Source organism: Occultella gossypii (assembly GCF_019947135.1).
Lineage (GTDB): Bacteria > Actinomycetota > Actinomycetes > Actinomycetales > Beutenbergiaceae > Occultella > Occultella gossypii.
The window spans coordinates 120,047-133,523 of record NZ_JAGSHT010000016.1; the positions used below are offsets into that span (position 1 = coordinate 120,047).

Here is a 13,477-nt window from a genome sequence, read left to right on the forward strand (position 1 = left end):
TCCTGCGGGCGGGCCCGGCAGGCCGAGCCCGCCCGCTTCGGACGATCAACGAGCGTCAATGAAGTCCTGGAGGGTCGACCCGGCGTCGGCCGGGTCGATGTCGCCGGTGAGCACCGAGTTCTGCACCCGCCAGTACTCCGTGGTGACGTCCAGCGGGAGCGCCTGGTCGTTGTTGACATAGCTGCCGGTGGCCTCACCGGCAAGCTCGGCGACCACGGCGTTCAGCGGGTTGTCCGCGGAGACGGGCACGTTGACGTTGACGGACCGGGCGCCGAAGACTCCGGCGATCTCGCTCTGGGACTCCTCCGAACTGACGAAGTCGAGGAACGCCATGACCTCGTCCGGGTGCTCGGTGTTCGGGCTGACGTACAGGGCCTCGCTGAGCCCGTAGAGCCGGCCCGTGTCCGTGGGGAAGGCGAAGATCCCGATCTCCTCCACGTCCACGCCGTTGTCGACCATCTGGGCGTTGAACCAGTCCCCCTCGTAGGCCATGGCAGCGTCACCGGTGTAGAAGAGTTGGGAGGACTGGAGGTTGTCGATCCCGAGGTAGCCCTCGTTGAAGTAGTTGTCGCCCCACGTCTTCAGCTCGGCGAACGCTTCCTCCACGCAGGCCTCGGCTCCCCAGTCACCCTCGAGTGCGAGCAACGTGTCCATGGTGTCCGCGCCGCACGACGTCTCGAGCAGGGAGTCCAGGAAGCGCATGACATGCCAGTTGACGGTGCCACCGAACTCGATCGGCGTCACGCCCTGCGCGCTGAGCGTCTCGGCCACCTCGACGAAGGCGTCGTAGGTCTCGGGCACCTCGAGGCCGGCCTGCTCGAACAGGTCCTTGTGGTAGTAGATGAACTCACCGGCAGAGGTCCAGGGCACCCCGTCGTACTGTCCGTACTGAGTGATCGCACCCATCGTGGCCCCGTCGAAGCGTTCCTCCCAGCCGTACTCCGCGTACGCGTCGGTCAGGTCCATGCTCGCTCCGAGCCCGACGAACTCCCCGCCGAGGCCGTACCCGGTCCACATGAAGTAGATGTCCGGCGCCCCGGACGTGCCGACGCTGGTTCGCAGTGCTTCCTTGTGCTGATCGGTGGCGCGAGTCTCGAGATTGATCGTGACGCCCTCGTTGGCACTCTCGAACTCCTCGATCAGCGCGTCGAACGCGGCAACCTCGCTCTCCTCCGGAGTGAGCATCCACCACGTGATCTCGACGGAGTCGTCAGAACCCCCGCCGGAAGATCCGGAGCAACCGGCCAGGAGTAGCGCCGCAGCGGTGGCGCCGATGACCAATGGGCGTGCTTGTCGAAACTTCATCCTCGAAGTCCAATCTGTGTTGGGGATGGGTTGGGGGTGTTGTCCCTGTTCGGCCGAACGGGGGGAGGTGGTTGCTCTCAGGACGCCACCTGACAGATGAAGACGGCCGGGCCCTCGCCGTCGTGGGGTATGACACGGTCCTCGGGTCGGCGGTGGCCCTCGGCGAGCTGTGCGCCGGTTCGCGGGTCCACCACCCGGTAGGGCAGTGGGATGTCGTTGTCCTCGGCGAGCAGTACCGGGCCACCCATCTCGTTGTAGAAGATCGCCAGCCGGCCCGGGACAGTGAGCGCCCGCCGCTGGATAGCCTGGGTCCAGTCAGGTGCCATGTCCGTGAAGGGCAGCCCGGCGAGCACCGTGCGGACCAGTCCCACGTACGCCGAGCCCTCGAAGTCGAGAGCCTCGCGCCAGCCCGCGCCGGGAGCGCTGAAGAAGTCGCTGTGACCAGCCTCGTCGGCCGCCAACTTCCACTGCCACAGACTTCCGGCGCCGTAGAAGACGCCCATCGTGCCGCCGGCACAGAGGTTGGACCAGGCCTCGTGCCCCTGCCACCAGCCCGAGGCCAGTCCGGTACGGCCGGTGTTCTCATAGCTGGGCTCGCCGTTGGCGACGCCCTTCGCCGGTAGGTTGCGCCACTGGTCCGCGACCCGCTCCGGCACGTGCTCACCACCGTGCCCGGTCTGGCTCCACTGGAAGTCCAACCAGTGCGCGTCCTGGTGCGCGTCGTTGCGTGCGTGCGGACGGTAGTGGATGCCGCACGGCTGCCCGTAGGCGTCCCACTCCTCGACCTCGCGGCCTCCCGCCTCGATCTGGGGCTCTGTGCCGGCACCGTCCGCACCCACGAGGTAGATCGCCGGCCCGGCACCGTACCGGGCCACGAGAAACCGGCAGTAGCGGGCGTAGTCGGCCGGGGGCACCAGCGGCCCGGCCGCCCGCAGACCCTTCCAGCCGAACCCGTGGAAGACCGGTTGCAACACCGGCACGATGCCGTGCCGACGCAGGGTGGCGACGATGGCATCGAGGGTCCGGAAGTAGTCGATGTTCACCTGCTCCAAGCGACCCTCCCTCAGGTCCTCGAAGCCGACGTCGAATCCGCCGGGCAACGTGCGCTCACGTGGACCTCGGGCATCCATGTCCGGCTGCACGCTCATCAGCAGCACGGCATTGAAGCCCTTACCACTGCGGTCGCGTGCGTAGGTCTCGACATCCGGCAGGGTCGCGCGCCAAGGCAACGCCCATGCGGTGTCGGCGGCGATGAGATCCGGAGCCCCGTTCGGGTGGACCACGTTCCGTCCACCCTCCGACATCCGCCAGAAGCCGCTCCGGTAGAACTCGAGCGGCTCGTCGGCAGGATGGCCGGTGACATCGAACGACCCCGACGCCGGTTCGACCGAGATCCCCTTCGGGGCCACGGCCCGCCACGTCCATGTTCCGGTGGTGCCGGGGGCGGCGAACCGAACACGCCACGAGTTGCCGCCGTCCCAGAACGCGGGCCGGATGAGGAGCTCGCCGCTCTCGTGGCGGAACTCGGCGAACACGTCGACATCGGTGTAGGCATTCGTCCATCGACCATCGAGACGCAACTCGAGCTCGACCTCCCGCCACACGGCGACGGCCCCGTCTGCCTCGGTCACACTGGCACCTTCCTTGGTGTCTTGCATATCTATTCATGCGTAGTTCTTCTTGCACGAAGATAGCGCGCGCATCTGTTGCGGTCAACGCTCACTGCCATCGCGCCACCCCTTGCGCATCTCGGCTAATGCCATTAGCTTTACGGGTATGGACATTAACCAAGCCGAGATCCACCACCTCGCCCGACCAGAGGGCAGGCTCGCCTACACCGTGACCGGTACCGGGCCGCTCGTCATCGCCGTCCCCGGGATGGGCGACCTGCGCTCCGCCTACCGCGACCTCGCGGGGCCGCTCACCGAGGCCGGCTACCGCCTCGCCGTCATGGACCTGCGCGGTCACGGCGATAGTGACACCACGTTCACCACGCACGGCGACGCCGTGACCGGCGCCGACATCCTCGCCCTCGCCGACGAGCTCGGCGAGCCGGCGATCGTGATCGGCAACTCGATGAGCGCCTCCGCGGCGGCGTGGGCCGCCGCCGAGCGTCCGGACGCCGTCGCCGGCATGGTCCTGGTCAGCCCGCTCCTGCGCGAGCCGATCAGCAACCGGTTCGCCCAGGCCGCCATGCGGGTGCTCTACCGCGTGATGTTCGCGCGTCCGTGGGGTGCCGCGTTCTGGGGCGCCTACTACGCCGGCCTCAACAGGGTGACGAAGGCGCCGTGGCTCGACGAGCACGTGCGCGCCATCCGCAGCAGCCTCCGCGAGCCGGGCCGGCTGCGCTCGCTGCGCCACCTGGCCGTGCAACTGAACCACTCGGAGGTCGAGGTGCGGCTGCCCGAGGTCTCCGCGCCCGCACTGGTCCTCATCGGCGACCACGACCCGGACTTCCGCTCCCCCGCCGACGAACTCGCCTGGGCCACTGCCGCGATCGACGCCGAGGGCACGCTGATCGCCGACGCGGGCCACTATCCGCACGCCCAGCGCCCCGACCTCGTGGCACCTGCGACGCTGTCCTTCCTGTCCAAGGTCCGTCCGACCGCCCAGAACCCGGGCTCCCAGACGACTGGCGGCACCGTTGCCTAGGGCCGGCCTGAGCAGGAAGGCCCTGACCGAGACCGCCCTCGCCATCATCGACGAGGGCGGGCCCCGGGCCTTCGACAACCTCACCCTGGCCGCGGTCGCCGCCAAGCACGGCGTCTCGACGCCGAGCCTGTACAAGCACGTCGGTTCGCTGGCGGACCTGCGGCGGGACGTCGCTCTGGAGTCGGTCCGCGCCTTCACCCGAGCGCTCAGCCGGGCGACCGTCGGGCGCGCCGGAGCGGACGCCGTCGTCTCCCTCGCGGAAGGTATGCGCGCCTTCGCGGAAGGAACGCCCGCCCGGTACCTTGCCGCCCAGCACGCCGGCGATCCGGACGAGCCCGCGGATGCCGCGATCATCGAGGCGAGCGCAGAGACCTTCGAGGTCACGACGAGCGCCCTGCGCGGCTACGACTTCACGCCGGACCGGGCGATCGACGCCATCCGCGTGTTCCGTTCGGCGATCCACGGGTTCGTGCTGCTCGAGCTGGAGGGCGGCTTCGGGCTCCCGCGCGATCTCGACATCAGCTTCGACGCGCTCGTGATCATGCTGGTGCGGGGCCTCGAGGAGCTCGCCCGAGACTGATCGCAGCCGGGCGTGGGGAAGAATGACGTCGCGTGCTCGGGGTACCGGCAGGCGGCATCGAGCGGCCACCCGCGAGACCACACCGATGAGGAGCCCGGGCATGTCGGCGGACCAACCCACCCCGGGCGAGCGAACCCGGCGCCCCTTGTCGATCGCTGCCCTCGGCAGCTCGTTCGCGTCAGGACCCGGCATCGACCCCCTCATCGACCCGATCGCCATGCGGTCCGGTCGGAACTATGCCCATCAGCTCGCGGACCGCATCGGCGCCGACCTCGTGGACGTCACCACGTCGGGTGCGACCACGGCGAACCTCCTCGACACCCCGCAGGAGGCCGGTCCGGGACAGGCGCTGCGACCTCAGCTCGACCGGGTGCCGGCGGACACCGACATCGTGACGATCACCGCCGGCGGTAACGACCTCCAGTTCTCGGCGGCGCTGCTGCACACCGCCTGGGCCCACACGGACCCGCAGCAACTCATGGATGGCGTGTTCCCCGACGGCGTCCCGTTCCCGAGCGATGAGGACGTCGAACGGGCGACCGCCGGCCTGGTGCGGGTGGTCGATGCCGCCCGCAGCAAGGCCTCCCGAGCGCGCGTCATCCTGGTCGACTACCTCACCGTGCTCGACCCGGTTTCGAGCCGGTCCGCCCTGTTCTCCGAGGACGAGGTCCGAGACTTCCTCGTCATCCAGGCGGCCCTCGCCCGGGCGTTCACGGATGCCGCGGACCGCACCGGCGCCGACTTGGTCCGCGCCTCCACCCTCAGCGCCGCACACGCGTGGGACTCCTCGGACCCCTGGGTGCAGCCGTTCCACACGGACCTGACCCGCACCGGCGCGTCGTTCCACCCCAACGACGCGGGTATGACCGCGATCGCCCTCGCCCTGACCCGGCTCATCGCAGCCCACTCCGACCCCGCCCGCTGATCGCAGCGCGCTCAGAGCGTGCTGTGCAGCACCCGCCCGCCACCGATGACCAGGTCCCGCGGCGGGGTGCGCACGAGTGCGTCCATCGGGTTCTCCGCGTCCAGCAGGATCAGGTCCGCGCGCGAGCCGGGGACCAGATCGTGGACGTCACGTCCCACGAACCGAGCGGCGGCCGACGTCGCGATCCGCATCACCCGGAGCAGGTCCTCGTCGCGCACGATCCCGGCGGCACGGCCGTACTGCCATGCGATCCCGAGGGTGTCCCCGGTCCCGTAGGGCGACCACAGGTCCCGGATGCCGTCGGTGCCGAAGCCGAACGCGACGCCGGCGTCGTCGAACTCGTGCAGCGGCAGTTGCGGCACCCGCAGCGGCGCGACCGTGGTCATGGTGACGTCGAGCTCGGCCATGGCCGCGAGCAGGTCCGCGCGCCGGGAGGCCGGCAGCTGCGCGATCGCGAACCCGTGCGCCACGTTGACCCGGCCGGCCAGCCCGTAGCGCGCGGTCCGCTCCAGGATCAGCTCGAACTGGAACGCGCCGAGCTCGGCCGGGTCGTGCAGGTGGATGTCGATGCCGCAGCCGTGCTCGGCGGCGATCGCGAAGATGCCGTCGAGCTGACCGACCGGGTCCCGGTCGATGGTGGCCGGGTCGAGGCCGCCGATGTACTCCGCGCCCGCCCGCGCCGACTCGGCGAGCAGGTCCAGCACGCCCTCGCGCCGCAGCACCCCGTCCTGCGGGAAGGCGACGATCTGCGCCTCGACGGCGCCGTCGAAGGAGGCGACGGCCTCCCGGACCACGTCGATGCCCCGCTGCGCGACGCCGAGGTCCACGTCCACGTGCGTGCGCATCACGGTGGTGCCGTGCCGCACGAACTCCCGCAGCACCGCGGTGGTGATCTCCACACCCGGGATGCCGAGCTCGCCCCGGCGCGCGCGCTCGTGTCGGATCCGGCCGTCCGTGCCGCCCTCGCCGCCGTAGGACTGCCACGGCAGGCCCTGCCACGACTTGTCCACATGGGCGTGCGTGTTCACGATGCTCGGCAGGGCGAGCCGGCCGCCGCCGTCGATGACGTCACCGCCGGCGGTGGTCCCGGTCTCCTGCCCGACGGCGGTGGCCGGGTCGTGCGCGGTGATCGCCGTGATCTGGGTGTCGGTGATGTGGACGTCGCTGGACGGTCCGTCCCATGGGCGGACATTGCGGATGATGGTCACGATTCCCTCCCCCGCCGGCCTCGACGGCCGGCTCACGCGCCCCAGTATCGCGCCCGGCTCCTTCCAGGCACGACGCATCGCTCGCTGTCCCAAAGCTCACCCTCCTTCGGTCGGGCCCGGCAATGAGGCTGGAATCCTGCCTCCGGCGTGAGTTCTGATGTGCGTGTCCCCATCGACGCGGACCCTAGGAGCAGAAATGTCGCATCTCACCCCGTCCCGACGCACTTTCCTCATGGCTGCAGGCGCTCTCCCAACCGCGGGAGCGCTGACGTCTCTCTTCGGCGTACTACCGGCCAGAGCCGACACCACCATTGATTACCCCGCTCTACGAGAGAGCTGGGGCGACATCGTCACCGGCCGCAAGGATGTCGACACCTCAGACCCACGCTTCACGGAGGTGCTGGCGCGGCTGACCACGGGCGCTGTCGACGCCCAGAGCCTCCTTGATCACAGTTCCGACCGGACCGACGTGTTCACCGATGCCCCCATCGACACCAACGCCGGAGTCCTGCTGACCTACCGGCGCCTTCGCGACATGGCCACCACCTGGGCGACGCCCGGTACCGCGCTGTTCGAGGACGACGAGCTACTGTCCCAGATCGTCATCGGACTGCGCACCGGGCACGACAACGGCTACAACCCGAGCATCGCCGAATACGGCAACTGGTGGACCTGGGAGGTCGGGGCATCCACGGCCCTGGGCACCACCATGGTGCTGCTCTGGGATCACCTGGACAGCGCCGACGTCGCCGACTACTGCGCGACCATCGACTTCTACGTACCCGACCCCTGGTACAAACTCCAGGGCACCAAGCTGGCTGTCGGCCCCGGTCGCTCCAATATGAGTCAAGTGGTCATCCTGCGTGCCATCTGCGAAGGGCACACCGCCAAACTCGACCGCGCCCGCACCGGCCTGTCCGTCTCCTGGGAGGAAGTCACCAGCGGCGACGGCTTCTACCCCGACGGGTCATTCATCACCCACGACGCGGTCGCCTACACCGGCTCCTACGGTCTCGAAGTTCCCAAGGCGCTGTTCCGACTGTTCGCGTTGTTGGAACCCGTGGTCCAGCCCGAGGACGGCTATGACGAGTTCTATGAACTCATCGAGCGCAGTTTCCTGCCCGTCGTCTACCGCGGTCAGATGCTCGATTCCACCCGTGGCCGAGCCATCAGCCGGGAGAACATCCGCAGCTGGGACGCGACCACGGCTCTCATCGAGGCGATGGTGACCATGAGCTCTGCTGTCGACGACGAAACGGCTGACCGCTGGCTCGGGGCGTGCAAGTCCTGGATCGCCGACCACGACGGGGAAGTTCCGCTGTACAGCGTGGCCCTCGTCTCCGCCCTGCGTCGCCTGGAGGCACACTCCGCACCGCCGGTGCCCGAGTCTCCCGGAGCAAACCTGTTCGGCTCCATGGATCGCGTGGTGATCCGTGAGCCGGGCTGGGGCCTGGCCATCGCCGGGGCGAGCAACCGGATCGCCTACTACGAGCCCGGAAACGGCGAGAACCCGCGTGGCTTCTATACCGGCGCCGGGATGACCACTCTCTACAACGACGACATCGATCAGTACGACGACAACTTCTGGCCCACGGTGGACTGGTACCGACTGCCCGGAACCACCAGCGACCAGTTGCGGCTGCCAGACGAGACCGGTGGCACGTTCGGCCGGGCGTTGAACCACGGCGAATGGACCGGAGGGAGCGTCGTGCATGGCGACAGACCCGGGAGCAGCGTCGTCTTCGCCCAGCACATGCACGGACTTGGCACGACTCGGCTTCGCGCCCGCAAGGCGTGGTTCAGCTTCGACGGAATGGTCGTAGCACTGGGCTCCGAGATCCGGTCCGGCAGCGGCAGCCTCGTCGAGACCATCCTGGAGAACCGCAACCTGCACGCGACGGGCGAGAACCGGCTGCTCGTGGACGGGCAAGAGCAGATTCCTGGGATGGGGACCTCCCGCACTGTCCACAATCCGCGCTGGGCGCACCTGGAGGGCGTCGGCGGGTATCTGCTTGAACCGAGTTCCGTGCTGAAGATGAAGCGTGAGGAGCGCAGCGGCGCCTGGTCGGACATCAATGTGGCCGGCCCGCCAGACGTCATCACCCGCCGCTGGCTCACGCTTTGGCTGTGGCACAGCGCAAACCCGAACAGCAAGACCTATGGCTATGTCCTGCTGCCCGGGGCTACGCCGGAGGAGACCGCGGCGGAGGCGGCCGAGCCGCGGTACACAGTGCTGGCCAATGACGAACTGGTCCAGGCGGTGGAGATCCGACCCAGTGGCCGCGATGTGTCGCAAGGATTCGCCTTCTGGCGGGCCCACACCATCGATGCGGAGGGAACCCGTGCCCACGGAACCAGTGCGGACGGGCCAGGCACCGTGGTGGTCAAGGACGAAACCCGCGTGCGCACCATCGCGGTAACCCCCCACGGAGGCGCCGAGGGCACCCTGGTGGTCTCGTTGATGAGTGCCGGCTGGCCTCAGGTCATCGACAACGGCGGGGCGGACGTGCAACTGGACGGGCCATCGCTGCGGATCACCGTCCCGCGCACGACGGTCCCCCAGCAGTTCACGGTGGTGCTGGGAAACTGACCACTCGGCGGACGGGCAGGTCCGTGAGCCCTGCCCGTCCGCCGGGACCGCCACACAAACACCCACATGGCGTCTCGCGCTCTCGGCCGTCGACGAACGGGCAGCGAGGAGCCGATCGAGCGCGTCCCACCCGGCGTCCGCGTAGAAGCGGTGCCCCTCGTCGCCCACGACCAGCACGCAGTTGTCCGCTGCACCAGCGGCGGAGTAGATGCGGCGCAGGCCCTCGAACGCCGTTCCGACACCTTCGACAGGGAAGACCGGGTCTTCCCTGCCGGCCACGACCACGACCGGCTTCGGCGCGAACAGACCCAGGATGTCCGCCGCCTCGGCAACCTGTAACAGCCCGGGGATGTAGTTGTCAGCGCAGTGATAGATGTGCATGAGCGACGACTCGAAGGAGCAGAAGGCGCAGGACGGCATCGCGAACGAGACACGGTCCAGTAGGGCGGCGCCATACATGGTGATCACGCCGCCACCTGAGTTGCCCATCAGGCCGACCCGCTCCAGGTCGATGTCGCCCCGGCCTGCGAGGTAGTCGATGCCGCGGTCGACATCGAGCAGGCGCTCCCCAGTGAGCGTCCTGCCGACCAGCAGCGCCTTGAGCGCGGCGTCCAAGCACATGTAGTCCGAGATGTGGAGTTGGCGACGCTCGGCGCGCCTGCCGAAGCTTCGCTGTTCGATACACAGTGCCGCATATCCTCGCTGGACCGCTCGCACCGCGAAGTCTCGATCGCCGTCGACCTCGATCGGGAGAGCCTCGTCGTCGTAGTCCCGCCCGATCGAGACGTGGGCACCGCTGGTGTGGCCCTGCAGGCAGATGACGACCGGGTAGGGAGGTTCGACGTCCCGCGGCAGGCACAGGTAGCCAACGACGTCTGCTCCCTCCTCCACGCGGTACCGGATCTTCTCGATCGTTGCCCAGTCCGCGTCGATGTGCCCTTCCGAGGTGGGGCTCAGCGGCACCGTGCTGGACGGGATCGAGACGAGGTTGTGCAACTCGCTGCGGAGGGCCGCCTGCCACGTCTCGAGATCCTGGCCGGAGAAGCTGAGTCTGGGATCCATCTCGGCGGCCAGACGGCGGTACACCGTCGAGGGTGAGAGCAGCGGGTCTCCGGTGGCCTCGGTGCGTACGATCGGCATCTCGCGTTCCTGCTCCCTGTAGTTGTCTCAGAATTCAAGCACGAGCGAACCCTGCGTAGGTAGCATGAATCAAGGTTGACCTCATCCCCCTACGCGCCGTGGCTGCGGACCCGCCACGGTGGATTCGTTCCGTTCAGCTCGGTCGTCGGGCCCGATCAGGCCATCGCACCGAGCTGGTCAGGGAACACCTCGTGACGCAACGACTCGCCGACGGTGAGGCGCCACACCTCCTCTATGGCCGAGTCGCCCAAGCGCTGTAGCTCCACGCCGAGCGCACCTGCCACGTGTGGCGTCAGGACCACGTTCGGCATCGTCCACAGGGGCGACGACGGATGTGGCACCTCGGGGTAGGTGACGTCCAGGACGGCGTGGATACGGCCACGGGAGACCTCGTCCACCAGCGCCGCCTCGTCGATGACGATTCCCCGGGCGGTGTTGATGATCGTCGCGTCATCTCTCATCGCCGCCAGGAAGTCGGCGTCGATCATCGCGTGTGTCTCCGGCAAAGCCGGGGCGTGGATCGAGACGACGTCGCTGCAACTGGCCAGGTCGACGAGCGACACGATCCGCACACCGAGCTCGACCGCCGCAGCAGCGTCGAGGTAGGGGTCGTAGACCACGACGTCCACGTCGAGGCTGCGCAGCAGGTGGATCACCCGCCTGCCCACCCTCGAGGCCCCGACGATGCCCACCGTGCGGCGGTACACACCGACCCCCGCCATCTGCCGGTACACATCCGGCCGGCTCCGGCTCGCCAGGTACGTCCGAGCCGCCGTCGGGACACCCTTGAGCGCAAGGATGATCATGGCCAGGGTGTACTCCGCCACCGGCACGGCGTTGTTGACCGCCTGGGAGGAGACGCGGATGCCGTGTCGGTACGCCTCGGGCGCGACGATCTTGCGCACGCTACCCCCGGTGTGGACCACGGCTCGCAGCCGGGGCATGCGGGCCAGCACCTGAGTACTCACCAGTTGCGTCCCCCAGCCCGTGATCAGGGCGTCCGTGGCGGCCAAGCGCTCGAGCCTGGGCTCGGAGAGGATGTCGGCGTGATCGGCGATCACCCAGGTATCCGCGCACTGCGTCAGCCGCTCCCAGCTGCCGGGGGCGAAGAACTGTTGGCGCAGGTGTTCGGGCATCGCCACCGCGACCGACCAGATCTGCTCGGGCGCGGGCCGCTTACTTGACGGCACCGGCAGTCATCCCTTCCATGATCCGACTGCCGGCCCAGAGGTAGAGCACGATCATCGGGTAGACCAGAATCACGATGCCCGCGAACAGGCCGCCCCAGTTCGCGTTGTACTGCATCGTTCCGTAAAGGCGGAGCAAGGCGGCCGGAAGCGTCTGCAGCGCGGGGTCATCCAGCAGCACCAGCACGAGCAAGGTCTCGCTCCACATGTTCAGCAGGTTCAGGACAAGAGCGGACTTGATGCCCGGCCAGGCCACCGGAACCACCACCGACCAGAACGCCCGGGCCGGGGAAGCGCCGTCCAGCTCGGCCGCCTCGGTGAGCGACACCGGCAGGCTCGCGAACGCGGCGGTGAGCAGGAAGACGCTGAACGGCAACGAGACCGCGATGTACACGAACACCAGGGTGAGTCGGTCGTCCCACCAGCCGAACAGGAATTCGACGGCGAACCGGTGCACCTCGGTCCTCGCGACGAACAGGGGGACGAGGATCGCCTGCACGGGCAACGCCAAGCACAGTGCGACGTAGGTGTTCAGACCGCGTGCGAGCCGGCGGGAGCTGCGCGAGATCACATACGCGGCCGGCGCGGCCAGGGCGACCGTCGCCACACCTGAGACGGCGACGATGGTGAACGAGTTCACGGCGGCGCCACCGAAGCCGGAGACGGACCAGGCGGAAACGAAGTTCTCCCACACCGGGGTACTCGGCAGCCCGAACGGGGAGTTGAAGATCTCCCGGCCCGTCTTCAGCGAAGAGATCCCCACCCAGATCGCCATGAACAGGTTGAAGGCGACCCAGAGCCACAGCATCACCCGGACGAACGTCGGGATCACATGATTGCCGATGGGCTTCGACCCTCGAGTGCGCCCACCGCGCTGTTCGGCCGGACCTGCGGCGTTGGCCCGGGTGCGACCGGGCGACGGCGTCACGGTCGTTGTCATGACAGCTCCACTCGGTCGCGGGACAGGATCCGGCGGGCCAGGATCACGAAGACCGACGTCAGCGCGAAGATGGCGATGCCGATGGCGCTGGCCTGTCCCAGTTGTGGCGTCCCGTCGGGCCCGCCGGTTGTGGCGAGAAACTGTTGGACCGCGGCGGTTCGGGCTTGCACCGGCGGCGTGCCCTGGGTGCCGATGAAGGCAATGACGATCTCGAACGTCTTCATGCCACTGATGAGCCAGAGGACCACGGCGACGCTCGTCGATTCCCAACTCAGCGGCAGGGTGACGAGCCAGAACTGCTGCCACTTGCTGGCGCCGGCGAGATCGGCCTCCTCGTACAGGTCGATCGGGATCTGGTCGGCGCCGGTGGCGACGATCGCCAGGTAGTAGCCGCTCACGCTCCAGACCAGACCGAGAACGATCATCCGGAACACGAAGTCGGGCGCGAGCCACGCCTGCCGGAGTCCCTCCAGATTGATCGCCGCGAGGATCGCGTTCACGCCGCCGTTGGGGTTCAGGAGGAAGCCCAGGGCGGCCCCGATCGCGATCGGGGAGATGATCATCGGCACGAACACGACCGATCGGGCGAAGCCGGCGCCCCGCATGTGGCGTAGGCCGATGAGCATGAAGAACACGACGGCGAAGATCATCGCGCCACCCACGAATACCAGGATTAGGGTGTTCAGCATCGCCGTTCGGAAGATCTCCGACTGCCACAGGCTCACGTAGTTGCGCAGGCCGACCCATGCCACGTCGGTACCGAACCCGCGCCACTTGGTCAGGGAGATGATCACGGTGAATACCGAGGGCACCAGGAGGACCACGGTCATCAGAACGATGGCCGGGGCTGCGAACACCACGAGGATGCGGTCCACCCCCCGACGGCGTCGCCGGATGGCACGTCTGGAACTCACGCTCGCCGGGCGCGGCGTCAGAGTCTCGGTCATGGG

10 protein-coding genes and 1 pseudogene are annotated in these 13,477 nt (G+C 68.4%); 4 read left to right on the top strand and 7 right to left on the bottom strand.

Annotated features, from left to right (window positions below; all coding sequences use genetic code 11):
* Positions 1 to 45: 45 nt before the first annotated feature.
* Positions 46 to 1,305, bottom strand: coding sequence for an ABC transporter substrate-binding protein (locus KCQ71_RS17065; RefSeq protein ID WP_223408074.1), 1,260 nt, complete (start codon positions 1,303 to 1,305; stop codon positions 46 to 48).
* Between the two features lie 77 nt (positions 1,306 to 1,382).
* The gene (locus tag KCQ71_RS17070) at positions 1,383 to 2,936 is read right to left on the bottom strand and encodes a glycoside hydrolase family 140 protein (protein WP_223408076.1); all 1,554 of its coding nucleotides are present in this window, start codon (positions 2,934 to 2,936) and stop codon (positions 1,383 to 1,385) included.
* A gap of 145 nt (positions 2,937 to 3,081) precedes the next feature.
* On the opposite strand from KCQ71_RS17070, the gene KCQ71_RS17075 reads away from it, so the two are divergent.
* The 3 genes from KCQ71_RS17075 (at position 3,082) to KCQ71_RS17085 (ending at position 5,462) form a co-directional block, all read left to right on the top strand.
* On the top strand, positions 3,082 to 3,957 hold the full coding sequence (locus KCQ71_RS17075) for an alpha/beta fold hydrolase (protein WP_223408078.1): 876 nt from the start codon (positions 3,082 to 3,084) through the stop codon (positions 3,955 to 3,957).
* Positions 3,950 to 4,537 (top strand): TetR/AcrR family transcriptional regulator, encoded by a 588-nt coding sequence (locus KCQ71_RS17080; RefSeq protein WP_223408080.1) that lies wholly within the window; start codon positions 3,950 to 3,952, stop codon positions 4,535 to 4,537. The genes KCQ71_RS17075 and KCQ71_RS17080 overlap by 8 nt, the downstream gene beginning before the upstream one ends.
* Positions 4,538 to 4,637: 100 nt before the next feature.
* Positions 4,638 to 5,462: an SGNH/GDSL hydrolase family protein gene (locus KCQ71_RS17085; RefSeq protein WP_223408081.1), complete on the top strand. Its 825-nt coding sequence runs from the start codon at positions 4,638 to 4,640 to the stop codon at positions 5,460 to 5,462.
* Positions 5,463 to 5,473: 11 nt separating this feature from the next.
* On the opposite strand, the gene KCQ71_RS17090 is transcribed toward KCQ71_RS17085, so the two are convergent.
* Positions 5,474 to 6,670 carry an amidohydrolase family protein gene (locus KCQ71_RS17090; protein ID WP_308116653.1) on the bottom strand — a complete coding sequence of 399 codons (1,197 nt, stop codon included), beginning with the start codon at positions 6,668 to 6,670 and terminating at the stop codon, positions 5,474 to 5,476.
* A 232-nt stretch (positions 6,671 to 6,902) separates the two neighbouring features.
* Between KCQ71_RS17090 and KCQ71_RS17095 the strand changes: the two genes are divergently transcribed.
* Entirely contained in the window at positions 6,903 to 9,260 is a 2,358-nt protein-coding gene (locus KCQ71_RS17095; protein WP_223408083.1) for a polysaccharide lyase 8 family protein, read from the top strand.
* A gap of 633 nt (positions 9,261 to 9,893) precedes the next feature.
* On the opposite strand, the pseudogene KCQ71_RS27905 reads toward KCQ71_RS17095, so the two are convergent.
* The 4 genes and pseudogenes from KCQ71_RS27905 to KCQ71_RS27015 form a co-directional block, all read right to left on the bottom strand.
* A pseudogene (locus tag KCQ71_RS27905) lies at positions 9,894 to 10,400 on the bottom strand (alpha/beta hydrolase family protein); the annotation flags it as partial.
* A 155-nt stretch (positions 10,401 to 10,555) separates the two neighbouring features.
* Complete coding sequence (locus tag KCQ71_RS17105; RefSeq protein WP_223408085.1) at positions 10,556 to 11,590, bottom strand: hydroxyacid dehydrogenase; 1,035 nt, start codon at positions 11,588 to 11,590, stop codon at positions 10,556 to 10,558.
* A complete protein-coding gene (locus tag KCQ71_RS17110) occupies positions 11,577 to 12,527 on the bottom strand; it encodes a carbohydrate ABC transporter permease (RefSeq protein ID WP_223408086.1) in 951 nt (316 codons plus the stop codon). Before KCQ71_RS17110 ends, KCQ71_RS17105 begins: the two co-directional genes overlap by 14 nt.
* Positions 12,524 to 13,402, bottom strand: a complete 879-nt coding sequence (locus tag KCQ71_RS27015; protein WP_223408088.1) for a carbohydrate ABC transporter permease — start codon at positions 13,400 to 13,402, stop codon at positions 12,524 to 12,526. The genes KCQ71_RS17110 and KCQ71_RS27015 overlap by 4 nt, the downstream gene beginning before the upstream one ends.
* Positions 13,403 to 13,477 lie beyond the last annotated feature (75 nt).

Coding starts and splice junctions, on each gene's coding strand:
- KCQ71_RS17110 (WP_223408086.1), bottom strand. CDS start 12,527: ATGACAACGACCGTGACGCCGTCGCCCGGTCGCACCCGGGCCAACGCC.
- KCQ71_RS17065 (WP_223408074.1), bottom strand. CDS start 1,305: ATGAAGTTTCGACAAGCACGCCCATTGGTCATCGGCGCCACCGCTGCG.
- KCQ71_RS17085 (WP_223408081.1), top strand. CDS start 4,638: ATGTCGGCGGACCAACCCACCCCGGGCGAGCGAACCCGGCGCCCCTTG.
- KCQ71_RS17095 (WP_223408083.1), top strand. CDS start 6,903: ATGGCTGCAGGCGCTCTCCCAACCGCGGGAGCGCTGACGTCTCTCTTC.
- KCQ71_RS17075 (WP_223408078.1), top strand. CDS start 3,082: ATGGACATTAACCAAGCCGAGATCCACCACCTCGCCCGACCAGAGGGC.